The sequence below is a fragment of the Draconibacterium sediminis genome (genome assembly GCF_000949475.1).
GTDB lineage: Bacteria > Bacteroidota > Bacteroidia > Bacteroidales > Prolixibacteraceae > Draconibacterium > Draconibacterium sediminis.
Genome location: NZ_JRHC01000001.1, coordinates 739,456 through 765,143, shown reverse-complemented (window position 1 = coordinate 765,143; position 25,688 = coordinate 739,456). Strand labels below are relative to the sequence as shown.

Genomic DNA, 25,688 nt, shown 5'->3' with positions numbered 1-25,688 from the left:
GCGCTGCAATCATCTGAAAATATTTTGCTGAGTGCATCAGCATGAATCTTTTTTATAACTTTGTGAATCGTGATAAACGTATTTGCAAAGTTATTTTTTTTACACAAGCACTTATAAAAAATGGACAACAACGAATTTAGAAAATACGCAACTAAGCATGCCGGTATCAGCAGCTTAACAATGGACAGATATACATCGGCCTATGGCAACTATATTTCGCCAACAATTATTGAAGAGCGCCAGTTAAACATCGCGTCAATGGATGTGTTTTCGCGTTTGATGATGGACCGTATTATTTTCCTCGGTGTACCAATCGACGATACTGTAGCTAACATTATTCAGGCACAGTTGCTGTTCCTCGAGTCAACCGATCCGTCGAAAGACATTCAGATCTATTTTAACTCGCCCGGAGGTTCTGTTTATGCCGGTTTAGGTATTTACGATACCATGCAATACATTTCGGCCGATGTTGCAACCATTTGTACAGGTATGGCTGCATCGATGGCTGCCGTGTTGATGACAGCCGGACAGAAAGGAAAACGTTCGGCATTAACACATTCCCGCATAATGATTCACCAACCAATGGGCGGTGCTCAGGGACAGGCTTCAGATATTGAGATCACAGCCCGCGAGATCATGAAGATCAAAAAAGAATTGTATACCATAATTGCCGACCACTCGGGACAAACACTAGAACAAATTGAAAAAGATTCAGACCGCGACTACTGGATGACCGCACAAGAGGCAGTAGACTATGGTATGATTGATGAAATTTTAGTTAGAAATAACAAATAATGTCAAATAAAGAGAAGATGGATAAGTGTTCGTTTTGCGGACGGGAAAAGAAGGAAGTAAATCTTCTGATTGCAGGGATTGACGGACACATTTGCGACCGTTGTGCCGATCAGGCTCATTCAATTATCCAGGAAGAGGTAAAAACATCAAACTCTTTCGACCTGGATGACATCAAACTGCTTAAGCCAAAAGAGATCAAGGATTTTCTTGATCAATACGTTATCGGGCAAGATCGTGCCAAACGTGTGCTTTCGGTTTCGGTTTACAATCATTATAAACGATTGACTCAAAAAGTTGAAGACGACGAGACCGAGATCGAAAAGTCGAACATCATCATGGTTGGCGAAACCGGAACAGGGAAAACGTTGCTGGCACGCACCATTGCAAAAATGCTGCACGTTCCGTTTACAATAGTTGACGCAACTGTACTTACCGAAGCCGGTTATGTTGGCGAAGACATTGAAAGTTTGTTAACACGCTTGTTACAAGCTGCCGACTACAATGTGGAAGCTGCCGAGCGCGGAATTGTGTTTGTTGATGAAATTGATAAGATCGCACGCAAAAGTGATAATCCATCGATAACGCGTGATGTTTCAGGCGAAGGTGTTCAGCAAGGTTTACTAAAACTGCTTGAAGGCTCCATTGTAAATGTTCCGCCGCAGGGAGGACGTAAACACCCGGAACAAAAGCTAATTCCTGTTGATACTAAAAACATATTGTTTGTTTGTGGTGGTGCGTTTGACGGTATCGAGCGCAAAATTGCCAACCGACTGAATACAAAAGTAATTGGTTACAGCGCCGCAAAAGATGCCGACCGCATCGAGCGCGAAAACCTGCTTCAGTATGTTTCGCCACAGGATTTAAAATCTTTCGGTCTGATTCCGGAGATCATCGGTCGTTTGCCGGTGCTCACCTACCTGAATCCATTAGACAAAGAAACGCTGCGCAACATTTTAACCGAGCCAAAAAACTCAGTTATCAAGCAGTACAAAAAACTTTTTAAGCTGGATGACATAGAATTGGAATTTGACGAAGAGGCGTTGGAATACATTGTTGACAAAGCCATAGAGTTTAAACTCGGTGCACGTGGTTTGCGTTCGATTTGCGAGAACATTATGAACGATGCCATGTTTGATGCGCCTTCAGATGAAATATCAGAGCTACGCATTACCAAAGAATACGCCGAAAGTCAGATCGACAAATCGGGTATCAGACGTTTAAAAGCAAGCTAATAGCTTATAAAATATCGCAGCAAAAAAACCGGACTTTTTAGTTCGGTTTTTTTATTGTTGTTAATCCAGCATGCATGCATAATGCATTTTTAACTTTTCTTAACATTTAAACCAAAAGCCGGTATTAATAGGTATTATAGATTATTACTCAGGCAATTTTATATTTTTTGTTTACTGTTTTACATTTTTTCTTAAACATTATTAAAGAAATTTTTGTTGTTCAGGTAAATACTTTTAATACTCATTAAATATCTACAACAATGAAAACAGTAAATTTTAAGAACATGTTAAACTTAAGAAGTTTGGCTTTCGCCGCAGCAATAATTGTAAGTATGGCATTTGTTAGCTGCGAAAAAGAAAACGATGATTACATCCCTCAAAGTGAACTTAGTGATGACTCGATGCTAAAAGCCGGAAAATCGTTACCTCCGGGTGATGCTTCTATTGCTGCAATTGCAATTGATGCTGGTTTTTCAGAATTAGTTGGTGCACTTTTTTATGTTGACGGGGAATTGGGAACCGGATTGGTTGACATGTTTTTAAACGGTACCGACCAATACACCGTATTTGCTCCGACAAACGACGCATTTATGGCCCTTTACGATGCTTTGGGAGTGGATAGCATTAATGATCTACCGGCCGATTTAGTTTTGAATGTTTTATTATATCATGTAACTGACGGAAGAAGAGCTGCAAACAGTGTAGTTCCTAAAAAGAATCCGAAAACAATTGAAACACTACTGGAAGGTGCTACATTTAATGTTGACAAGGACCTGAAAATTTGGGCAGTTGGAAATACCGCGATGCTGGTACCCGGTTTTGTGAACATCTCAGCATCAAATGGAATCATCCATGTAATTGATGCAGTTATTCTGCCAATTGAATAGTCTAAAATAATTTCAACGCCATGAAACTTCAAAGAAGCGACTGTTAACAGTCGCTTCTTTTTTTTTGCTGACAGCAAATTAGTGTTAATCTTTCTTCAAAAACCTTAAACAGTAGGTTAAGCCTAAGATTTTTTCTATTTTTCCGGGTATTTTTTCGAAAACAAGAAAATGAGCAATTTATCACGCAGAAAATTCATAGGCACAACAGCAACGAGTATTGCTGCTGCCACAATTCTTCCATCAAACGTTATAGCTGGTTTGGGGCATAAAGCTCCCAGCGACAAACTCAACATTGCCGGAATTGGTGTTGGCGGAAAAGGTTTTACCAACCTGAAATTTATGGAAACCGAAAACATCGTGGCTTTATGCGATGTGGATTGGGAATACGCCGGACGTAATGCTTTTGAGCGTTGGTACCGCGCCAAACAGTACAAAGATTTCAGGGTGATGCTGGAAGAGCGGAAAGATATTGATGCAGTGATGATTGCCACTCCGGATCATACGCACGCCCTTCCGGCTTTAATGGCCATGCGAGAAGGGAAACATGTTTTTCTGCAAAAGCCATTGACGCATTCAGTTTACGAATCGCGGATTATGACTGAAACAGCAACACGTTACGGCGTTGCCACACAAATGGGTAACCAGGGAAATTCGGCTGACGGTATCCGTCAAATTTGCGAATGGATTTGGGCCGGCAAAATTGGCGAAGTTACGCATGTTGACACCTGGACGAACCGCCCGATCTGGCCACAAGGATTAACACGCCCCGAAAAAGGAAAACGTATTCCCAAAACTCTGGATTGGGATTTGTTTATCGGGCCGGCAAAATTTACCGAATACAACCCCATTTACCACCCGTGGAACTGGCGTGGCTGGTGGGACTTTGGCACCGGAGCACTCGGCGATATGGGATGCCATATTCTCGATCCTGTTTTTAAAGCACTTAATTTACAATATCCGAAAACTGTTGAAGGCAGTTCAACGCCTTTTAACAACGATTCGGCACCAAATGCAGAGTTTGTTCGCTACGAATTCGATCGTCGCGATAACCTGCCAAAAGTTGCCATGCCCGAAGTTACCGTTCACTGGTACGACGGTGGTTTTATGCCTCCCCGCCCCGATGAGTTAAAAGACGGCGAACAAATGGGTGACGATGGTGGCGGTTGTATTTTTTACGGCACACGTGGAAAAATTATGTGTGGTACTTACGCGGCAAATCCAACCTTGTTACCAACTTCGGAGATGGCGCATTTCCAGGAGCCGGATAAAACCATCCGACGTATTTCGAATGCCATGGAAGGTGGCCACGAACAAGACTGGATTAGAGCTTGCAAAGAAAGTAAAGACGCGCGTGTTGAAGCTTCTTCGAACTTTTCGTATGCCGGACCACTGAACGAAATGGTTGTTATGGGTGTGCTGGCCGTTCGTTTGCAAAGTCTTCAGCGCAAACTGGAGTGGGACGGTCCAAATATGCGTTTTAAAAATATCAGCCCGTCGGATACTATCCGCGTATTGAAAAAAGACAATTTTGAGGTAATAAACGGTGACCCAACATTTGATAAACAATACGAAACACTACCTGCATTAAAAATGGCCGAAGAGTGGATCAGGCACACTTACCGAAGAGGTTGGGAGCAGATTTAGAATAATAATTTCGATTTAAATAAAAAGGGATGCCGAATAAACGACATCCCTTTTCTATGCTTGTATTTTTACGATCTAAATCAATCCTGCTTCCTGCAGCAATACTTCCATTTCTTTCTGAACTTCTTCAGCAGCAGCACCGGCTTTCTCTGCAAAATCAGCTTCCGACGATGCATAAATGATTCCACGCGATGAGTTCACCAATAAACCACATTTGCTGTTCATTCCATTTTTAGCCACTTCCTGCAAGCTGCCTCCCTGCGCGCCAACGCCGGGTACCAACAAAAAGTGATCAGGAACGATCTCACGAATTTCTTTCAGCTTCTCCGCTTTTGTAGCGCCAACCACATACATCAGGTTTTCTGTAGTTCCCCAGTTTTGCGATGTTTTTAAAACAGTTTCAAACAGCTTGTCACCACTTTCTTTGTCTTCGATAAACTGGAAATCGTAAGCTCCTTTATTCGATGTCAGTGCCAAAAGAATCACCCATTTGTCGAGGTAAGTCATAAACGGCTTTACTGAATCTTCGCCCATGTAAGGTGCAACTGTTACCGCATCAAAATCCTGATGATCGAAAAATGCCCTTGCATATAAATTTGATGTGTTACCGATATCGCCACGTTTGGCATCGGCAATCACAAAAATTTCAGGGTATTTCGATTTCACATACATCACCGTTTTTTCCAGGCTTTCCATTCCTTTTGATCCCAAACTTTCGTAAAACGCCAGGTTGGGTTTATAGGCCACCGAGAATTCGGCGGTTGAATCAATAATTTCTTTATTGAATGAAAAGATCGGATCGGATGTGTCTTTCAGGTGTTGCGGGATTTTTTGAATATCGGTATCCAAACCTACACAAAGGAAACTGCGCTTTTTTTGGATCTGCTCAAATAGTTGCTGTTGATTCATGATTAAAAAAGTCGGAAGCCGGAAGACCGAAGTCCGAAGACTCCCATTTTATTGTTTTTAAATTTCTGCTTCTTTTAGTTTTGCGGCGTTTTCTTCAATCATCAGTTTGTCGATAATCTCATCGATTTCGCCGCCAATAATTGCCTGCAGGTTGTACAATGTAAGGTTAATTCGGTGATCGGTTACACGTCCTTGCGGCCAGTTATAAGTGCGGATTTTTGCCGAACGGTCGCCGGTTGATACCATCGTTTTACGTTTCGATGAAATCTCGTCGATGTATTTCTGGTACTCCATGTTGTACAAACGCGTACGTAATTCGGCCATTGCTTTGTCGAGGTTTTTCAATTTCGATTTCTGATCCTGACAAGTCACCACAATTCCTGTTGGAATGTGTGTTAAACGAATTGCCGAGTACGTGGTGTTCACCGACTGTCCACCGGGACCTGACGAACAGTATTCATCACGACGGATATCTTCGGTTCTTAATTCCACATCAAACTCGTCAGCTTCAGGAAGAACAGCCACAGTTGCTGCCGATGTATGCACACGGCCCTGCGTTTCGGTTTGTGGTACACGTTGCACACGGTGTACTCCCGATTCGTATTTCATAACGCCATAAACACCTTCGCCGGTAATGTTAGCAACGATTTCTTTAAAACCGCCAGCCGTACCTTCATTGGCATTGGTAACTTCCATACGCCAACCTTTTTGTTCGCAAAACTTGCTGTACATACGGAACAGGTCGCCGGCAAAAATACTTGCCTCGTCGCCACCGGTACCGGCACGGATTTCAAGAATGGCATTTTTGGCGTCTTCAGGATCAGCAGGAACAAGCAATAACTTAACCTCTTTCTCAATAGCAGGTATGCGTTTTTCCGATTCCTCGATTTCCTCACGCGCCATTTCGCGCATTTCTTCATCGCTTTCTTCGGCCAGCATTTCTTTTCCGGTCAATATATTATCGACCATGTTCTTATATTCCTGAAATTTAGCCACTAACTTCTGCAGGTGTTTATATTCCTGGTTCAGCTTTACGTAACGCTGCATATCAGCAATCACCTCGGGATCGGTAATCTGCTGTTCTACTTCCTCGAAGCGGTGCTTTATCGATTCAAATTTTTCTAATAATGCGTATTCTGCCATGGTTTTCTTTAATAAATAAACTCGCCTTTCTCCGACTTAATTGTCAATTTCTTACCGTCGAAAGGTTCAACTTTTCCAATAATTTGTGCATCGATGTTAAACGATTTTGAGATTTCAATGATCTCATCGGCCACATCGGCACTGCAGTATATTTCGTAACGGTGCCCCATGTTGAACACCTTGTACATTTCTTTCCAGTCGGTTCCCGATTGCTCCTGAATCAATTTGAATAGCGGAGGCACCGGAAACATATTATCTTTAATCACATGAACATTGTCGACAAAATGCAGCACTTTTGTTTGAGCTCCACCCGAACAATGAATCATTCCTGATATTTGTGAGCGGTATTTATCCAGTACTTTTTTTACTACAGGTGCATAAGTACGTGTTGGTGAAAGCACCAGTTTCCCGGCATCAATATCCAAACCTTCAACAGCATCGGTTAATTTCTTTCCTCCTGAATAAACCAAATCCGCAGGCACTGCCGGATCAAAACTCTCCGGATATTTTTCGGCCAGGTAATTGGCAAAAACATCGTGACGGGCTGAAGTTAATCCGTTGCTTCCCATTCCGCCGTTGTACTCTGTCTCATAGCTTGCGGTTCCTGACGATGACAAACCAACAATTACATCGCCGGCAGCAATTTTATCGGCCGAAACCACATCCGCTTTTTTCATGCGGCAGGTAACGGTAGAATCAACAATGATGGTACGAACCAAATCGCCAACATCGGCAGTTTCGCCACCGGTTGAATAAATGCTAACACCCATTTCGCGAAGATTGGCCAACAACTCTTCGGTTCCGTTAATAATGGCTGCGATAACCTCGCCCGGAATATTGTTTTTGTTGCGGCCAATGGTCGACGACACCAAAATATTATCGGTGGCACCCACACAAAGCAGGTCGTCAACATTCATGATAAGTGCATCCTGTGCAATTCCTTTCCAAACTGATACGTCACCGGTTTCTTTCCAGTACATATAAGCCAATGCCGACTTTGTTCCTGCACCATCGGCGTGCATAATATTGCACCATTCGTCGTCGCCCCCTAAAATATCGGGAACGATCTTACAGAATGCCTTTGGGAAAAGTCCTTTGTCTACATTCTTAATCGCTTCATGCACATCTTCTTTCGAGGCCGAAACACCCCTTGCACTATATCTTGATTCCGTTACCATTTACTAAGTGATTTTTGTGGCTACAAAAGTAACAAATTCTAATAGATTGTCCTGAATTATTCCTTTGCAGGCAAACAAAAAAAGGAAAGACTTCATAAGTCTCTCCCTTTTGTTAAAATATCGTGATTGCTAAGCGTATAAAAAGCGCTTAATCTTTCGTGTTGGCGTACGTTCAAACGGACTTGGCTGCAACACCACCTTGTTGATCCTCGAGAACTTATTTACTTCCTGGTTCACTTTTTTCATGATCTCCTCAAGAATTTCTTCCGATCGCTCCGAAATATAATTCTGAGCATCCTCTTTCAACTGCTTAAAATGTTCTTCAATTTCCTCGGTGTTCAAATGAATCATGGCAACCAGTTTACCTTTTTTCTCCACTACCAGCGATTCCAATACAAAACGCATTTTGTTGATCACCGATTCGATTTCCTCCGGGTAAATATTTTCGCCGCTGGCTCCAACAATCATTGTTTTGATGCGGCCTTTTATGTACAGCAAATTGTTCTTATCGAACATTCCACGGTCGCCGGTTCGAAACCAGCCATCTTCGGTAAACACGTCTTTTGTAATGTCCGGTGCTTTGTAATAACCTTTCATTACATTTTCGCCTTTGGCCTGAATTTCACCTTCTCCGGTTGACGGATCGGGATTGGCAATTCGCAGCGAAACACCTTTCATGGCAATTCCGGTTGACCCCACTTTGCGGTTTTTACCAACTGCTCCGGCCAAAAGAGGTGCCGTTTCGGTTAAACCGTAACCAATAGCGTACGGAAACCCTCCTTCAAAAAGAAAGCGCTCAACTGTTGGATCGAGTTTTGCTCCTCCAATTCCGAAAAAGCGCAGTTCGCCACCAAAAGTTTTATGCAATTTTTTAGCTGCAACCTTGTGCAATAATTTGCGTGTTGGAGCAAAGGAACTTAAAAAACGCATCAGTCCGCTTTTTTCAAAAGTCGGCTGAATTTTTCCTTTGTATACTTTTTCGATAATCAGCGGGACCAACAACATTATTGTAGGTTTTACCTGCTGTAAAGCGGGCATTAATACCGAGGCTACCGGCGGTTTACGCAGGTAATGCACTGATGCACCATACATCATTGGCAACAAAAATCCAACGGTATTTTCGAGTGTGTGCGACAATGGCAGGATTGAGATAAACCGGTCATCCGGATTAATTTCCTGTAGAGTGCGGCTTTGCTGTGCTGTCCACGCCAGGTTTTTGTGCGTTAACATCACACCTTTTGAATTTCCCGTGGTACCCGATGTATAAATTATCGAAGCCAGTTCTTCTTCCTCCACATTTACCGGCAAAAATTTCCGGGTTGTTTGCGGTATCGAAGATTCTAACTTTTTCAAATGATCGGCCGGAGTTTCTTTTGGAATAACCGCAAAATTATCCACCAAAATCATGTGTTGAACAATCTCTGTAACTCCCTGGCTCACCGACTTATATAAACCTTCGGAAACAAAAAGTAATTTCGATTCGGAATGTTCTATAATGGTTTCAATCTCGTTCGAATGAAAATCAGGTAAAATTGGAACGGCCACCGCTCCAATTACCGAAACGGCAAAAAAGGCTTTCCCCCAGTTGGGCATGTTGGCGCTTAAAATGGCAACCTTATCGCCTTTTCCAATGCCCAGCTCAACTAAAAGCTCGGCCAAAAGTTCCACATCCTCTCCCATTTGCCTGTAGGTGAAATCCTCCTCACCGGCAAATTTTACCGAGGTATTATTTGCAAATTTCTCTACCGAATTGTAAAACAATGCCGGCAAAGTCAATCTTGTTTTGTCAATCATATTTTTTCTGTCCCTCTTAAAGCAAGTCTGTCTGCTTAAATAAACGCGGCAAAAATAGCAAAAAATCAATTCTTCAATGTGACTTCGATAACTAAGCACTAAAAACCGTCCACTTCCAATGTATTGAATTTCTGCCTATTACAATATTCAGAATGAAATATTAACGTTTTTTATGGTTTAAAACACTAGTTTTAACAGCTAAAATTCGAATTATGGGGTCTAATATTCAACAAAATGAGCTGATTTCAGCCACGGAAAACTTTATAAAACAGCACTTTGCATCCGATAGTTCGGGGCACGACTGGTGGCATATTCACCGGGTACGAAATATGGCTGTTCACCTGGCAGAAAACGAAGGCGGTGATCTTTTTCTGATTGAAATGGCAGCTTTGCTTCACGATCTCGACGACTGGAAGCTGGGCAATGGAGAAAACTCTTCAAGAACAAAAAGCTGGTTAGAACAGATTTCCATAAGCAAAAAAGACGCGGATAAAATTGAACAGATTATTGAACAGGTATCGTTTAAGGGGGCCGGTGTTGAAACAAAAACCTCAAGCCTTGAAGCACAAATTGTTCAGGATGCCGACCGGCTGGATGCCATTGGCGCCATAGGCATTGCACGAACATTCGCTTACGGAGGCAATAAGGGGCGTTTGCTCCATCACCCCGATATCGAGCCGCAACTTCACAACAGTTTTGAAGAATATAAAAAGACCACGGCGCCAACCATCAATCACTTCTACGAAAAGTTGTTGTTGTTAAAAGACCGCATGAACACAAAAGCCGCGCAGAAAATTGCTGAAAAACGCCATGTTTTTATGGAAAATTTCCTCGCACAGTTTTTTTCTGAATGGGATTGCAAAAAATAAGTGCCACTATTGTTTTTTAAGCGTTTGCTTTTGTAAATTTAGGAAGCCTAAAAACAATTATGTATGAAAGTCGAACATCTGGCCATTTGGACCTACAACCTTGAGGGAATGCGCAGTTTTTATATGCACTATTTCGATGCATCGTCGAGTGACGTGTACCACAACCACAGCCGCGAATATCGCTCGTATTTTTTATCGTTTAACGGGGATTGCCGTATTGAGCTGATGGAAATGCCGGGGATTCCGAAATCGAAAGATAATCCGCAAAAACAGTTTACCGGACTCATTCATTTTGCCATTAAAGTGGGCTCGCGAGATAAAGTAAATGAATTAACTGATACACTTCGGAAAGATGGGTTTAAGATTATTGGTGAGCCACGCTCAACCGGCGACGGATATTACGAAAGTATTATTTTAGATCCGGATGGGAACCGGGTTGAAATTATGGCCTGATTTAGTATTCCGCGCAGATTTAAGTCCAACGACTCTATAAGAAGAATGTCCTATTCCAGTTCATCGCCACACTCCCAAACTATGGTGGGGCGATACTTGAGTGAATCAAAATCAACCGGATCAACCGTAACACCCCACTCCACAAGAGTTCCGTTATTGTGATAAACTTCGCAATTGGAACACGACCAGTGATCGCAGTAAAGGTGATAGAAATATTCTTCGTTGTAGGTCCAGCGCTGCACCCTACACCCGTAACAATTGCCCGAATCTTCAAGTTCAGCAAGTTGTGCTTTCATCCAACTGGGTACAATAATTGGCTCCGGCTCGCGATCTTCGCAAGCCAGCATGGCAACAATAAAAAGAGCTATGTAGAGAAGTTTTCGCATGTGCTCACTACTTTTTTCCTAAGTTAAGATTTCTTATTCAGCAAGAACGCTTTACTATCGATAAAGTTAATCATCATAAATGGTAAAAACCACATCGGTTTCAAAATTGTTGGCTCCCAACGACAACGAAATATCGTTAATTCTGAAATCCAGCGGAATGTTTGAAATCAATCCCATTCCACGGAAAAAATAAGTGGGATTGTCTTTAATTTCCGCAAAAGTGGATCCATCATGTACATTGCCTCCACTCTTTTTATTTAATTTATCGCCATCGCCCTGACGTCTTACCTCCAGCCTAATTTCATCTGCCCATTCCACATTGGTTTTGTGCACATAAATGCGCCACTTTTCATTATTCTGCTCCCAATAATTCTGTGATTCTACCGATAACTGAACGCCCGAATTAGCTGTAATTACTGCTTCTATATCCTCACCCGGATCGCTAACTTTTATCTGCACCTCGTTAAAAGTTACCATGCCTGTTAATGCCAACTGTAAACCCTGGGCATAAATACCAAAGGCAAAAAAACACAGCACTATTAAAAAGGAAAAACGTTTCATACTATTAGTTATCGGTTAAGGTATACAAAATGGTAAAATCGTGTGAGCCGCTTGCCGAAACCTTTTCCATTTGGCTAATATCGATCTCGAAATTTAGCTGGTGCCCGTTGCCAATTCCGTTGCCGGTATAAGCGCTTCCAATACCGGTTATTATTGGCCGTGGATCGCTCCCAACCAACACCTTACCGGCTGAAGCACCTGTCTTTCCTTCCCCATTACCCGAATAATCGGCAGCCAGAATATACAACTCCAGACCTTCGGGCACAGTTCCTCCCGCGATCTGCGCCACAATTGACCGATCGGGACTGAATTTACCTAATGCTGATGAATAGTTAATCCAGAATTCCTGTGATGTTAACTGACGTATCACCGGAGATCCACCAGATTCGGCAGCAGGCAAAAGTTCAAACTCGATGGTCCCGTTTCCAATGTATTCAACATCCATTAAAGCCACTTCGGGAAGCGAAAATCCAATATGAACATTTTTTTCATCAAACTGCGCGCTGGCATTCCGGCACAACACCAGCCCCAATAACAAAGCAACTATTATGGTAGTTATTGTCTTCATTTCTTTTGTCCTATTTTTTGTAACGGTACAAGTTAAATACCTGTCCCTTATCAAACACAACTATAAACGGATTACTGAATTTAACCTTTAATCGGCCTAGCTCTTTTCTCGCTGTTTTTTTATCCGGATAGCGCCCAATATAATATTTGTGTAAGTTATCAATTTGTTTTTCGAAATAAAACTGCTCATTCTGAAAAAACGGATCTCCATCAGGAATCTTCCGGCTAAAAGCCCCAATCTGTATACTGTAAAACGTTTCATCTTCCGATACTTCAGGTTCCTTCTTCTTTGCTTCCGACTGTAACTTCAATCCTAAACCACTTTTTAGCATCGTATTTCCGGCTGGCTTAAAAATTATATTGTTCTTTTTGGTGGGCAGTACAATCTCCATTTCTTTGGTTTCGCCTTCGGAGAGCGAAAACTTATATTCCAATTGATCGATTTTATACCCGCCCGGAATTGAATTGGCGTAGATTTCAAAAGTAAACTCACCCGGTTTTAGCAATGGAAATACAAATGATCCATCTTTTTCGGTGGTTATCCGGTATTCATCCAGCGCTGATTTTGCCTCGATAATGATGTTCGCCGGAGTGGCATTTTCATCTGCGGCTGCTTTTAATCTGGCTTCCTCGAGTAGAATTTTTCCTTTGAGCACGGCACCTTTTAAAATCCGTACATCGATAGTTGAAACCTGATCTTCAAAAACATTCACTTCCACCGGGTTGGGAATATTTGTTAATTCATCAAGTTGAAAATTACTTTCGTCAAACGAAACCAAATGTGTTCCCGGCCGCACTAAATCAAACGTATAAACCCCGTTTTTATCGGTAACTGCCGTTTGATTTAGCAGTCGCACCCAAACGCCCTCAACCGGTTCGCCTTGCTCGTTGCTTACCCTACCACTGATAACACCGGCTTTTATTACCTGCTTAAGCGGCACACCAAATTTGTAGGCATAAGTGGCCGAAAGGGTAAACTCGGCCTCTTCAAGTTCGGTTTTAAAAATGGTGTAGAAACTACGCAGCGAAATGCTATGGCTTTTCAGGAAATTGTAATTAAGGCTGAGCTGCATCAGGTTGCGGTTTTTGTAATAATCGTCGATATCGTAAGCGTTTTGCACGTAAAAATTGGCGTTAAAATTATCTGATATCTGGCTTGATGCCGACAAACCTGCTGTTAGATTTTGCTGCTTCCCCGACACAAATTCGTTGATATTCGACCAGGTTCCAAAAGCACTGATGTAATGCCGTGAATTTATTTTGATGGTAAAATCACCCGTTCCCCTGAAGCTGTTTTGTTCATTCTCGCCCGGTTCGAGTAGAAAGTTGGTCGTTTTTCCGGCTTCTCCGGTTAAACTGTACCTAATCCAACGATATTTCTGGCTGAAACGGATATTTGCCGAACGCGTTTTATAATGAAATTTATTAAAACTCAACCTGTCTTTTCGCTCGTACTGTCGTACAAAAAGTTTAAGGTGACTTTGCAAACCTAATTTATAATCAACACTTCCCTGATACGATTCAGTTATCGGAGCCGTTGCAAAAAAGGTGTCGAGCTGTGCATTCATAAAATCGCGTCGGGCGTATACACTTAAATTCAGTTTCTTGCTCATCCTTGCTGAAACATTGGCCGAATAAAACTTTGAGTTATTGTAATATCCCGGGTAATTCTTTCCGGCATTATAGTAGTTTCCGGCAACATTAAACACCGAAAACTGCGAGTTGATGTTCAACCGGTACGCGTTGTCAGCATCATTATTAAAATAACCGCGCGAAAGTTCCAGCTCAACATCAGTTCCTTTAAAAGGCGAGAACTCCGACATTAAACTCACCAACTGTGCCCGGTCGTCGTTAACCGCAAATTGTTTCGAGATGTAATAAGCTTCAACTTTATTACCCTCATTAAAATGATACCCCAGCACACCGGCCATTTCGTCCTTTATTTCTTCGAAGAAGCGCGGATCGACATAGGTAAATCCCAACTCCAAACCATTATTTAACCGAACCCGGCTTTCAACACCCATTCCGTATCGGGAAGACTCGGTTAATGGTGTGAACATATAATTCTTCTGACCGCCGAATAGCATAAAATTAGGGTTTTGGTACATCATGTAATACTGATCGTACAACCCGAGGTAGCTCAAATTGGTGCTACTTGGCCCGCGTGCCAGAAACTCCAGCTGATGTTTACCTGCCTCGTCTAAAGCTCCCTGCCCCTGGACCTGCAGTTGGTAAGTCGACTCGTATTTTTCATCCCTGTTAACTGCCAGGTAGGTTCCCGAAACCGAAACCGGAAACCGAAAAAACAGGTCCTTTTTCATATTTTTCGATGGAAATATCTGCGACCAACTGTTAACACTCTGCAAAACACGGTTTCCGGAACTTACGCGGATGGAGTAATATTCCCTTTCGCTGTTCACCAATTCCTCCGAAGTAGGTTTTACCACTGTTATGGTTTTCGACTCGCCAACTTTTAGCCGTACTTCAGCCCCGCCTTCCACCTGGCAATTCTGGGTTTCGATAAAAAAGCTTTTGTCGGTATTTCCTCTATTTTGCAGAAGGTAGCTGGCACGAATCTCTTCGCCGGCATAAACATAGTCTGGCTTGTCCAGTTTTTGGACATCTATTTTTTCAAGCTCTAAAACCTGCACTTTTATCGAATCACGTTGCAGAACAGCACCGTTTACTACCGATTTAAACTGCGCCCCCACCGTATAATTTCCAACGGCATAAGCTACAGGAATCTGCATCGACAGTATATTAAACTTTTTTTCAGAAGGTTTTAGCTGAATAGTATTTGTTTGGGTAACCAGTTTCCACCCGTCAGGCAAAGTAAAGGTAGGTATCGCCTGCAGCTCATTTTCCGAATTATTCTGAATAAAAAAGGCAATGTTACAAACTTTTCCCGGCTGTGATTGGGCTTGTTTTTTTACAAAGGTTGTTTGCAGAACTTGCTGAGACAAAAGCTCAAGAGGCAAAGTCAGAAGAAATAAAAAGATCAACTTTGTCTCTATGCGCATAACTACAACTCGAGTGTTAAATTTGTTCCAAAAATATTATCCTCATCACAATCGGCAATCAGCACAGCAGCATATTCGCCGGGCTTTACACCTTCAAGCGGTAACGATAATAAAACAGAAGTAGTGGGGTAAGTCTTTCTTCGCTCGGCTTTAAAAACACCTATCGATTCTCCTTCAGCATTAAACAACTCCAGGTTGAGTTCAGGTTTTAAAAGTCGTTCGCCGGTATTTTCAATTGCTACATTAAGCACTTGTGTTTCATCCTCGTTGGTAGTTAGCTCCATGCCCAAAAACTGCAGATCGCGTTTTCCGGTATTGCCAATATTGGTAACAACCTGCACGGCATATCGTATGGCGGTATGAATTTTCAGACCCGATGATGCAGCAGTTTCTTCAGGCTGTATTCCCTCCACCATTATCACGCTCCAGTAGGTTCCTTTCAGTGTGTCATTGGCCGGAACACTCACTTCAAAATCAACCACCGCGGTTTCGTTAGGCTGGAGTGTAAACAAATTCGGACTGTATTTTATCCAGGCGGCATTCGAACGTGCCAAGGTTCCGGCGTCATCGTGGCGGCTTTCGCCCGAAAATGCATACCAATAATCGCGCTGATACACTTTTACACTCTGCGGTTCCGTTCCTGTATTTTGAATCTTAATAGCTCCCCGATAACCCTCTCCGGCCATTGCAATGTTTTCGTGGGTCAACCCGTTTAACACAACAATATTTGCATAACTTCTATTCGAAAAAATGCCGGAAATAAATAATAATGGAATAAAACAGAGAAAAAACCTTTTCATCAACATATTAGCTACTTATAAGTTTCGGCTAAAAATACTAATGAAAAACTAATTGTCGTCGGTTAATGTATATAATATTTGCAGTGAAGTTTCTGACTGTTTCAATTTTGCGTACTGATCCGCGTCGTCATCCAGTTCAATTTTATAGGTAAGCAAGTGGCCATTCTGCGCTCCGCGTCCGGTATAGCAGCTTCCGATATCTGAGATTACATCAACCGAACCATTTCGGAGAGCTACCCACGATAACGATTCTCCCAATTTCCCTTTTCCTTCTCCTCTACTCTCCGATGCCATTACTTTTAGCACCATTCCCTCTGGTATTTCACCAACAACTGTTGCTGTCACTTTTCTTTTTTGATTTTTCCTCACAACCGAAGAATAGTTAATCCAGATGCCTGATTGTTCTTCTTTGTTTGTTTTGATTTGCTGACCGGCAGTGTTGGGCGGCAAAGCACTAAGATTCACATCCGTGGTATTTTCGGACTGTAAGGCCAACAAAGCCACTTCAGGAATATCTATTCCCAATTGATGACTGATACTTTCCTGCGCACTCGCAGCCAAGGAAAAAAGAACCAGAAAAATCAAACATGATATTGCGTCCAACAACTTCATGTTTTAAATCTACGGCGAAATCTGCTAAAAAGAAATAGCTGAATAAAAAATCAGCAAAAAAGAACGGGCCAATCAGTAGATTGACCCGTTCACCCCTTATTTTTTATCTCTGTCCCTTTATTAATTCTCTGTTATAGTATAGGTTACCACCAGTGTATGATCTGCGGCTACCAGTTTCTCGTAGTTACTGTCGTCAACTGAAACGCTATACTCCAACTTGTGACCTTTATTTGCACCGATTCCGGTATAACAACTTCCAATATTATCTACAACGGTTACGCCTCCTTCAGTTAAATCAACGGTATAACCTTTTCCTGTTTTACCTTTTTTCGATGAATTAGCAGCCGATTCACTGGTTGCTACATTAACCTTCAAACCTTCAGGTAATTTCGAAATTTTAGCAGAAATTGTATTGGTGCTTCCCGTACCAACAATTGATGAGTAGTTTAACCACAGCTGCTTGTTGCTTCCGCTGGCCGCGAAAGTCATTTCTTCACCGGCATTAACAAAAGCTTTTGAGTCAAAACTAATATCAGTCGAACCTTCGCTCTCGATAGCAATCAATGCCTGCTTATCAATTTTAATATTCAAATTGTGTGAATCACTTTTTTGCGCTTTCGCAATGCTTGAAACCCCCAGAACTAAAATCGCTGCTAATAAAAATGTAACTTTTTTCATGATGTTGTGTTGTTTATTTGTTTGTAATTTTTTCTTCAAAAAGCTGTTGTATCCTTTAGGGTCGGATACGCCCTTTAATAAGCAACACAAATGCCAAAACATGCCAAATACTGAATATCAACATCTTAGCAATTGTAGCAACCCGAATTCAAGTCCCTGAATGGGACATATATTCATAATTTGGGACAATTGAGCATTATGGGACAATTGGGACTAGATAAAAATTATTGGGGATTTTACTTCGCACCAAGCTATTTTTCAGACAGAATATAGTCGGCTGCAATTTCCAGCTCTTTGTACCACTCGGCACCATATTTAGCGGTGAGTGGCTCTTTTAAGAATTTGTAAAGCGGTAGTTTTTCCGATGCACCACATTTACGCCCGGGTTTACAGATATCGAGCTCCTGGTAGTTTACGGCATCAAAACGTTTGTATTCAGTAATACGAATGGGGAACAAATGACACGACAATGGTTTACGAAACTTGGTTTTCCCTTCAAAATGCGCTTTTTCGATGGCACATTTTAAAATACCTTGTTTATTGTAATAGGAGTAAACACACTGACGGTCGTCAACAAGCGGCGTTACCAAATCGCCATCGCTATCAATAACCGAGTAGCCCTGTTTCTCCACTTCGCGTTTGTGTTTTTCGGGAAGCAAGTCTTCAAAAGTGTGATAATCTTCTTCAATAAGAATAGCCTCTTCATCGGTAAGCGGGGCCCCCGAATCACCTTCAATACAACAAGCACCTTTGCATTTTAGTATATCACAAAGAAAATGCTTCTCAAAAACATCACGGCTTACTATGGCACGACCAATCTCTATCACGTCTTTCAAATTTATTTTGGTACAAATATTAAAAAACAAACCTTACTTGCAGCACAAGTAAGGTTTGAAAATTTATTTAAAGTATCGTCTTACTTCTTAATAAGATTTTTACCGGTCATCTCGGCAGGAACCTCAAGTCCCATGTCGGCTAATAATGTTGGTGCAACATCAGCCAAAATACCGTTCTCCAATGTTATTCCTTCTTTTTCAGTAACAAAAATACAAGGAACTGGATTTAACGAGTGAGCTGTATTTTCCGAACCGTCATCGTTAACCGCATTGTCGGCATTACCATGGTCGGCAATGATCATGATATCGTAACCACCTTTCTGAGCTGCAGTAACCACCTCTTTTGCACAAGCATCAACCGCCTGAACTGCTTTGTAAACAGCTTCGTAAACACCTGTGTGACCAACCATATCACCGTTGGCAAAATTCAGACAAACAAAGTCAGCCTCTCCGTTTTCCAGTTTCGGAACTATAGCTTTTGCCACTTCCGGAGCCGACATTTCCGGCTGAAGATCGTAAGTAGGAACTTTTGGTGAAGGAATAAGGATACGGCTTTCTCCTTCAAATTCTGCCTCGCGGCCGCCACTAAAGAAGAAAGTTACGTGCGCGTATTTTTCGGTCTCGGCAATACGGATTTGTTTTTTACCAGCCCTTTCAATTACCTCACCCATGGTGTTGGTCACGTTATCTTTTTCGAAGATCACGTTAATACCTTTAAAATCGGCTTTATAAGTTGTCATGGTATACCATTGCAGATTCATGGTGTGCATGTCATACTCATGTTTGTCTTCCTGAGTAAAGGCAATAGTTGTCTGACGCAAACGGTCGGTACGGAAGTTAAAGCAGATTACCACATCTTCTTCTTCGATTTTTGCCAGTGGCTCGCCGGCTTCGTCAACCATTACTAAAGGTTTCAGGAACTCATCGGTTACACCCGCATCGTATGATGCCTGCATTGAAGCTAGAATATCAGTTGATTTTTCGCCTTTACCTTGTGTATACAAATCGTAAGCTAATTTCAAACGATCGTAGTTATTGTCGCGGTCCATTCCGTAGTAACGACCGATCAACGATGCAAATTTACCCACGGTTCCTTCCAACGCTTTCAGGTCGTTTTCAATAAAACCATAACCTGAACGTGGGTCAGTATCACGACCGTCAGTTAAACCATGGATAAAAACATCTTCCAGTCCCATGTCGGTAGCAATCTGACAAAGCGCTACCATGTGCGAACTTAAAGCATGAACTCCACCAGGGCCAATCAAACCAATCAGGTGAACTTTCTTTTTATTGTCTTTTGCGTAGTTGTACGCTTTTAAAATCTGCGGATGCTGCCACAACGACTTGTCTTTAATGGCACGTGTAATTTTCACCATGTCCTGGTACAAAACACGACCGGCTCCAATGTTAAGGTGACCCACTTCCGAGTTACCCATCTGTCCATCTGGCAAACCAACATTTTCGCCACTTGCCAACAATTGCGAGTGCGGGTATTTTTCCATCAACGAATCGATAAAAGGAGTTGGAGCAGTTGCTACAATGTCGCTTTTCGATCCGTCACCGATTCCCCATCCATCGAGAATCATTAATAAAGTCTTCTGATTATCAGCCATTATATTCTGTTTTTATTAAATATCAATTTTAGAACGGACAAAAATATCCTTTTTAAAATCATTAAGGAAATTACAGCCAATATGTTCAGGATGATTTAACAATCTTTTGGAATTAATTGAGCTTATTAATTTAATTTTGCCAGATGTGCTTTGCAGAACTCTGTTCACCGTTAATTGTTCTGAGCATGCAACTTCTAAAGCCTGTATCCGTTTTAGTTGTGAAGTAGACTTAAATGAAACGAACATGAATTTTTATTCTTCAAATTCACAACAGGAAGAATTAAAATTCATCGAGAGTTACATCGAATACAAAAGAAATAGACAATTTTGATGAGATGAAACGAATAAAGATTGAAATACCGGTTATTCTGCTTACCATCATAATCATCTCGTTGTTGGGCTTGTCGGGGAATTTTGTGTACAAAAGTTTATCCGAAATCGTTAATTCCATGCTTTCCGAATCGAAACCCGACAACACCCTTATCCTGGTAAAAGATGTGGCCATGGATTTGAACGAAACCGAAAACATGGTTAGGCTTTATTCGCTCAGCAACGACAATGATTACCTCGAGAATTACAGAACTGTAAATGAGTCGCTCGAAACAAAATTTGAAGAATTACAATCCATTTACAACCCAGACAGCAACCGGCAAATACTGGTTGATTCGGTGCTGATCCTGGCGCAGCAAAAAATGGTTGTTTGGGAAAAGATTCTAAACCTTCATTTCTCGCGCGGAAACGAGCACGAAGCTTTTAACCAATATGTTGAAACGCTTGACACCGTATTGACGGTGCAGGATACCATTCATTTTGAAGAACCTGAGAAAAGAGGTTTTATAAAACGTATTTTTGGGAAAAAACAGGAACCGCCAAAACCCATAATTGTAGACCGGACTGTAGAGAAACAGCGCCTGCAACAAGAAATTGAGTCGCTTGAAAAGGAACTGAAGCAACGTAACCAACGAATGAGTTCGGCAGAAGCAGTTTACATGCGCAAAAACCTTGAGATCAGTGAAAATCTTTCGGAAATTATTACAAAACTGGAACGACAGGAAGAAGAAAGTTTTATGCGGCAATCGCAGGAAGCGGAGCTGCTGGCCAACGAAACCTACGAACGTTTATCGTACTTTGCCTTGTCGGTTTTGCTATTGCTGATTTTGGTTCTGATTCTGTTTTTCCGCGATCTGCGAAAATCACGCTCGTACCAAAAAGTGCTGAAAAAAGCCAAAACTCACGCCGAGAACCTGGCGCGCACCAAAGAATTGTTTGTAGCCACCGTGAGCCACGAAATGCGAACGCCTGTTAACGCCATTTATGGCCTGAGCGAACAACTGCTGCAAAAACAACACGATGAAAAAACGCAGGAAGACCTGAGAGTGATCTTCGACTCCACCAAACATTTAGCCGAACTGGTAAATGATACATTTGATTTTTCACGACTGGAAAAACAAAATATCCAACTGGCACCCGTACATTTTTCGTTGAACGATTTACTTCACAAAATTGAGCTGTACAACAAACCAAGCGCAGAAGCTAAAAACATCAGTTTCAAAATTCAGGATAATGTGGAAAACGAGCTGGTGCTGTTTGGCGACGAAGGCCGGCTTAAACAGATTTTAAACAACCTGCTTACCAACGCTCTGAAATTCACCGACGAGGGAGAAGTAAAACTGGTGGTTACCGCCAAAGAGCAGAAAAAGCAAATACATCTCGATTTTGAAATTTCGGACACAGGAATTGGCATACCCAAAGAAAGTCAGGAGAAAATTTTTGATGATTTTGTGCAACTGGATACCGACATCAATAAAAAAGCAGGCGGCACCGGTTTGGGGCTTTATATTGTAAAAAAACTGGTCGATCTGCTCGGTGGAAAAATTACTGTTGAAAGTGAAGTTAATAAAGGAACACGTTTTTTCGTTTCTATTCCGCTACAAAAAGGAGACAGTGAAAAGCTTCAACAAACATTTAAAAGTTTCGATACACCTGAAGTACTTAAAGGCAAAGCGGTATTAATTGTTGATGACGAAGCTTTTAACCGCCACTTACTTAAAAGCATTTTCACCAAATGGAAAGTTGATTTTGATGAAGCCGAAAACGGACAGGAAGCGGTTGCTCTGGCAGCACAAAATAACTACGCCCTTATTCTGATGGACATTCGAATGCCGGTAATGAACGGTACCGAGGCTGCCCGTGCAATTAAAGAAACCGGACACAAAGCGCGGATCATTTCATTGTCGGCAAATTCTGACTCGGCTAATCCCGACGAAAAAAGTGCTTTTAACAGTTCGCTGAAAAAACCATTTGATGAAGCGGCATTGTATAATACTATTTGCAATACCGTTGATGTGAAGCCAGCACAAGAAACTTCAAAACAGGAAACAACCTTGATCTATCGTCCCGACCTGAGCGAACTAAAACGAATGGGAAACGGCGATCCGGAATTTCTGAAAGAAATGATCGATCTGTTTCTGAAAACCAGCGTAGCCAGTATGCAATCGATCGACGAAAACCTGGACAGTAAAAATTACGACGCCATTGCCGAGCTGGCGCATAAACTGGCATCTCCGGTAAAATATATGAACGTTACCGGGGTTTACAACACCATAAAAGAACTGGAGCAATTAGCGAAAAAAGGCAACGAATCAACAAGTATCGAAGAAAAAACCGCACAGCTGCACACCGAAATCGAGTCCCTGAACAAAGAGTTGGAAGTACTTCTCAACGAAAAGTTTGAATAGGCGGTAAATATTATACCGATGAGCAATTGAATTGAAGCTTAAATTCGTTTCACTTTTTAAGGCTTTTCAATTGTCTATCCGCATTAACCATTGTAATTTCAGATTATCGCTATACTCAATCTAAAATACAAAAGGTAAAACTTTCCGAATCCGGTCATATTCAATACATTTGTTTTTTACTAAAAACCAATTCGGAAATTATATGCACAATAAACAAGTTACAATACCAGGATGGCTGCGCTGGGTAGCATTGGTAGCCGTTAGCCTTACCATGTTTGGAAGTTACTATATGTACGACAGTGTTGCGTACGTAGCCAAAGATTTTATCGAATTACTGGGCTTCAGCCAGACGAACATCGGACAGCTGTATACCATGTACAGTATTGCCGCCGTAATCGTTCTGTTCTTTAGCGGTGTTTTTATCGACAAATACGGTACGCGTGTTTCCATGGTTTTGTTTGGTGCTATCTGTAGTTTGGCCGGTTTTGTTACAGCTTTTAGCGACAATTTAACCATCATACTTATCGGCCGGTTTATATTAGGTTTTGGCAGCGAGCCATTAATTGTGGCGCTTACGGTGGCGCTGGCAAAATGGTTTAAAGGAAAAGAACTTGGTTTTGCATTAGGCATCAACCTGCTTATTGGCCGTGGCGGATCTTATTTTGTTGACCGCTCGAACACCTGGGCCAGCTCGATATATGACCAGGGATGGCAGCCCGTTTTATACCTTGCTGCCGGAATCGGATTACTCTGCTTTTTAGGCGGTGTTATCTACTATTTTATCGAGCGCTGGACACAAAAGCGCTATGTACTTGGCAAAGCTGAAGAAACCGAAAAACTGGATTTTAAAGGATTATTCAAATACAGCCCTTCTTTTTGGTATGTTGTAATTCTTTGTTTAACCTTCTACTCGGCAATATTCCCGTTCCGCGGATTTGCCCCAACATTTTACCAGGATGCGCACGGTGTATCAGAGCAAATGGCGGGCAAGCTGAATAGTGTTCTCATTATGGCAACCATGTTTGCCACTCCGGTAATCGGGCTATTGATCGACAAAATCGGGCGACGTGCATTAATGATGTTTATCGGGTCAATAATTATACTCCCCGTTTATTTGATGTTCGCCTACGGAAACATGTCGTTGTACATACCCGTAACGTTAATGGGCATTTCATTTTCGCTTATTCCGGCAGTAATGTGGCCTTCGGTAGCCTATATAGTTGAAGAAAGCAAACTGGGAACTGCTTATGCATTAATGACTTTATTGCAGCAGATTGGCGTTGCAGCAATGGCCTGGTTAATTGGTGTAACCAACGATGTTTCGGGCGCATCAGCAACTAATCCGGAAGGTTATATTCCCGGAATGTGGATATTTAGCATTCTTGGTTTTGTGGGCTTACTATTCAGTTTCCTCTTACGTCGTGCAGAAACAGGACCTAAAGGACACGGATTGGAAGAACCAAGCGGAAGTAAATAATAGTATTAAGTGTACATACACTAAATACAAACTTGTACGTAGTATCGAAAGATGGAAGTTAAGAACATTAAAATATTTGTTGTTGAAGATGACGAATGGTACCGTCGTTTGCTGGTACATAATCTTTCCATGAATCCGGATTATGAGATACAGGCTTTTGGTACCGGCAAAGAATGTTTGAATAATCTTCACGAACTTCCTGATGTTGTTACGCTTGATTACCGCCTGCCTGACATGAAAGGCCTTGAGGTACTAAAGCAGATAAAAGCAATTAACGACGATATTCAGGTTATTCTCATTTCGGAACAAGACGACATTGAAGTGGTTGTAGACCTGCTAAAACATGGCGCTTACGATTACATTGTAAAATCGAAAGACATACGCGAACGACTACTGAACACCGTGAATAATATCAGCAAGGAATTTAAACTTAAAGACGAGATTCGCTCGCTGCGCCAGGAGGTTAAAAAGAAATACAGCTACGAAAATACGATTGTGGGCAACAGTCCGGCCACACAAAAAATTTACAACCTGATTGAAAAAGCCACCCGCACCAACGTTACCGTTTCAATTAGTGGAGAAACCGGAACCGGAAAAGAGCTGGTTGCCAAAGCCATTCATTACAATTCGTCGCGTGCCAAACAGCCTTTTGTTCCGGTAAATATGGCTGCAATACCAAATGAGCTGATCGAAAGCGAACTTTTTGGCCACGAAAAAGGCGCATTCACAGGAGCCGCTGCACGACGAATTGGGAAATTTGAAGAAGCACACTCGGGCACTTTGTTTCTGGATGAAATAGCAGAGATGGACATTTCGCTGCAAGCGAAACTTTTGCGGGCATTACAGGAAAAAGAAATTATCCGGGTTGGTAGCAACAAAGCGGTAAAAATCGATTGCCGCATTATAATTGCCACCAACAAAAACCTGTTGGAAGAAGTTAAAAAAGGCAACTTCCGACAAGACCTATATTACCGGTTTTACGGATTACCCATTGATCTTCCGCCCCTACGCGACAGGGGAAATGATGTTATTGTGTTGGCAAAAAGTTTCATCCAGCAATTTTGCAAAGAGAACAAACTGGAGCAAAAACAACTCTCGCCTTCTGCCAGTAAAAAGTTGCTGGCCTACCCTTTTCCGGGAAATGTACGCGAGTTAAAATCGGTAATCGAATTGGCAGCAACACTGGCCGATGAAAAAGAAATTACTGCCGATCATTTACTGCTCGAAGATGCCGAAAACATTGAAGGTCTGCTAACCGAGGAACTCACCCTTCGCGAATACAACCTGCGACTTGTTAAACGCATGCTCGACAAATACGACAATAAACCAAAGGTAGTTGCCTACAAGCTGGATATTGGTGTAGCCACCATTTATCGAATGCTTAAAGAAAATCAGTAGTAGATTCTCAAGATTATCATTTTGATAATATCTCTATCATATTGATAGTATTCTATTCTCCCCCACTTTCCCTCCACATTCATTTTCAACTCATTACG

Annotated in this window: 22 protein-coding genes; 9 read left to right on the top strand and 13 right to left on the bottom strand. The window is 41.9% G+C overall.

What is annotated here, in order from left to right:
• The first annotated feature begins 120 nt into the window (after positions 1-120).
• The 4 genes from clpP (at position 121) to LH29_RS03075 (ending at position 4,558) form a co-directional block, all read left to right on the top strand.
• Positions 121-795, top strand: a complete 675-nt coding sequence (gene clpP, locus LH29_RS03090; protein ID WP_045026061.1) for an ATP-dependent Clp endopeptidase proteolytic subunit ClpP — start codon at positions 121-123, stop codon at positions 793-795.
• Positions 795-2,027, top strand: a complete 1,233-nt coding sequence (gene clpX, locus LH29_RS03085; protein ID WP_303921785.1) for an ATP-dependent Clp protease ATP-binding subunit ClpX — start codon at positions 795-797, stop codon at positions 2,025-2,027. The genes clpP and clpX overlap by 1 nt, the downstream gene beginning before the upstream one ends.
• Before the next feature lie 260 nt (positions 2,028-2,287).
• Positions 2,288-2,914 (top strand): fasciclin domain-containing protein, encoded by a 627-nt coding sequence (locus LH29_RS03080; RefSeq protein WP_052670567.1) that lies wholly within the window; start codon positions 2,288-2,290, stop codon positions 2,912-2,914.
• A gap of 168 nt (positions 2,915-3,082) precedes the next feature.
• Positions 3,083-4,558 carry a Gfo/Idh/MocA family protein gene (locus LH29_RS03075; RefSeq protein ID WP_045026060.1) on the top strand — a complete coding sequence of 492 codons (1,476 nt, stop codon included), beginning with the start codon at positions 3,083-3,085 and terminating at the stop codon, positions 4,556-4,558.
• A 75-nt stretch (positions 4,559-4,633) separates the two neighbouring features.
• Here LH29_RS03075 and pyrF read toward each other — a convergent pair whose 3' ends face one another.
• The 4 genes from pyrF to LH29_RS03055 all read right to left on the bottom strand — a co-directional run bounded on the left by pyrF (position 4,634) and on the right by LH29_RS03055 (position 9,582).
• Positions 4,634-5,467, bottom strand: a complete 834-nt coding sequence (gene pyrF / locus LH29_RS03070) for an orotidine-5'-phosphate decarboxylase (RefSeq protein WP_045026059.1) — start codon at positions 5,465-5,467, stop codon at positions 4,634-4,636.
• Positions 5,468-5,524: 57 nt separating this feature from the next.
• Entirely contained in the window at positions 5,525-6,610 is a 1,086-nt protein-coding gene (prfA, locus tag LH29_RS03065; protein ID WP_045026058.1) for a peptide chain release factor 1, read from the bottom strand.
• An 8-nt stretch (positions 6,611-6,618) separates the two neighbouring features.
• The gene (locus LH29_RS03060; RefSeq protein ID WP_045026057.1) at positions 6,619-7,788 is read right to left on the bottom strand and encodes an AIR synthase related protein; all 1,170 of its coding nucleotides are present in this window, start codon (positions 7,786-7,788) and stop codon (positions 6,619-6,621) included.
• A 129-nt stretch (positions 7,789-7,917) separates the two neighbouring features.
• Positions 7,918-9,582 (bottom strand): AMP-binding protein, encoded by a 1,665-nt coding sequence (locus tag LH29_RS03055; protein ID WP_052670566.1) that lies wholly within the window; start codon positions 9,580-9,582, stop codon positions 7,918-7,920.
• Between the two features lie 212 nt (positions 9,583-9,794).
• On the opposite strand from LH29_RS03055, the gene LH29_RS03050 reads away from it, so the two are divergent.
• Both LH29_RS03050 and LH29_RS03045 read left to right on the top strand, forming a co-directional pair.
• Positions 9,795-10,451 (top strand): HD domain-containing protein, encoded by a 657-nt coding sequence (locus LH29_RS03050; protein WP_198152333.1) that lies wholly within the window; start codon positions 9,795-9,797, stop codon positions 10,449-10,451.
• A 63-nt stretch (positions 10,452-10,514) separates the two neighbouring features.
• On the top strand, positions 10,515-10,904 hold the full coding sequence (locus LH29_RS03045; RefSeq protein ID WP_045026056.1) for a VOC family protein: 390 nt from the start codon (positions 10,515-10,517) through the stop codon (positions 10,902-10,904).
• A 50-nt stretch (positions 10,905-10,954) separates the two neighbouring features.
• Here the strand turns inward: LH29_RS03045 and LH29_RS03040 are convergent, their stop codons facing one another.
• The 9 genes from LH29_RS03040 to gpmI form a co-directional block, all read right to left on the bottom strand.
• Entirely contained in the window at positions 10,955-11,290 is a 336-nt protein-coding gene (locus LH29_RS03040) for a hypothetical protein (protein ID WP_157493546.1), read from the bottom strand.
• Between the two features lie 66 nt (positions 11,291-11,356).
• Complete coding sequence (locus tag LH29_RS03035; RefSeq protein ID WP_045026054.1) at positions 11,357-11,851, bottom strand: hypothetical protein; 495 nt, start codon at positions 11,849-11,851, stop codon at positions 11,357-11,359.
• Between the two features lie 4 nt (positions 11,852-11,855).
• Positions 11,856-12,419, bottom strand: a complete 564-nt coding sequence (locus LH29_RS03030; protein ID WP_045026053.1) for a hypothetical protein — start codon at positions 12,417-12,419, stop codon at positions 11,856-11,858.
• 10 nt (positions 12,420-12,429) lie between these two features.
• Positions 12,430-15,438: a carboxypeptidase-like regulatory domain-containing protein gene (locus LH29_RS03025; RefSeq protein ID WP_045026052.1), complete on the bottom strand. Its 3,009-nt coding sequence runs from the start codon at positions 15,436-15,438 to the stop codon at positions 12,430-12,432.
• Between the two features lie 2 nt (positions 15,439-15,440).
• Positions 15,441-16,145 (bottom strand): hypothetical protein, encoded by a 705-nt coding sequence (locus LH29_RS03020; RefSeq protein ID WP_157493545.1) that lies wholly within the window; start codon positions 16,143-16,145, stop codon positions 15,441-15,443.
• Positions 16,146-16,286: 141 nt separating this feature from the next.
• Complete coding sequence (locus LH29_RS03015) at positions 16,287-16,850, bottom strand: hypothetical protein (protein WP_045026051.1); 564 nt, start codon at positions 16,848-16,850, stop codon at positions 16,287-16,289.
• 120 nt (positions 16,851-16,970) lie between these two features.
• Positions 16,971-17,528 (bottom strand): hypothetical protein, encoded by a 558-nt coding sequence (locus LH29_RS03010; protein ID WP_045026050.1) that lies wholly within the window; start codon positions 17,526-17,528, stop codon positions 16,971-16,973.
• 251 nt (positions 17,529-17,779) lie between these two features.
• Complete coding sequence (locus tag LH29_RS03005) at positions 17,780-18,355, bottom strand: DUF3109 family protein (protein WP_045028564.1); 576 nt, start codon at positions 18,353-18,355, stop codon at positions 17,780-17,782.
• 89 nt (positions 18,356-18,444) lie between these two features.
• Positions 18,445-19,977, bottom strand: a complete 1,533-nt coding sequence (gene gpmI, locus LH29_RS03000; RefSeq protein WP_045026049.1) for a 2,3-bisphosphoglycerate-independent phosphoglycerate mutase — start codon at positions 19,975-19,977, stop codon at positions 18,445-18,447.
• A gap of 335 nt (positions 19,978-20,312) precedes the next feature.
• Here gpmI and LH29_RS02995 point away from each other — a divergent pair, with 335 nt between their 5' ends.
• The 3 genes from LH29_RS02995 (at position 20,313) to LH29_RS02985 (ending at position 25,590) form a co-directional block, all read left to right on the top strand.
• Entirely contained in the window at positions 20,313-22,715 is a 2,403-nt protein-coding gene (locus LH29_RS02995) for an ATP-binding protein (RefSeq protein WP_045026048.1), read from the top strand.
• 202 nt (positions 22,716-22,917) lie between these two features.
• Complete coding sequence (locus tag LH29_RS02990) at positions 22,918-24,192, top strand: MFS transporter (protein ID WP_045026047.1); 1,275 nt, start codon at positions 22,918-22,920, stop codon at positions 24,190-24,192.
• Positions 24,193-24,243: 51 nt separating this feature from the next.
• Positions 24,244-25,590, top strand: a complete 1,347-nt coding sequence (locus LH29_RS02985; protein ID WP_045026046.1) for a sigma-54-dependent transcriptional regulator — start codon at positions 24,244-24,246, stop codon at positions 25,588-25,590.
• Positions 25,591-25,688 lie beyond the last annotated feature (98 nt).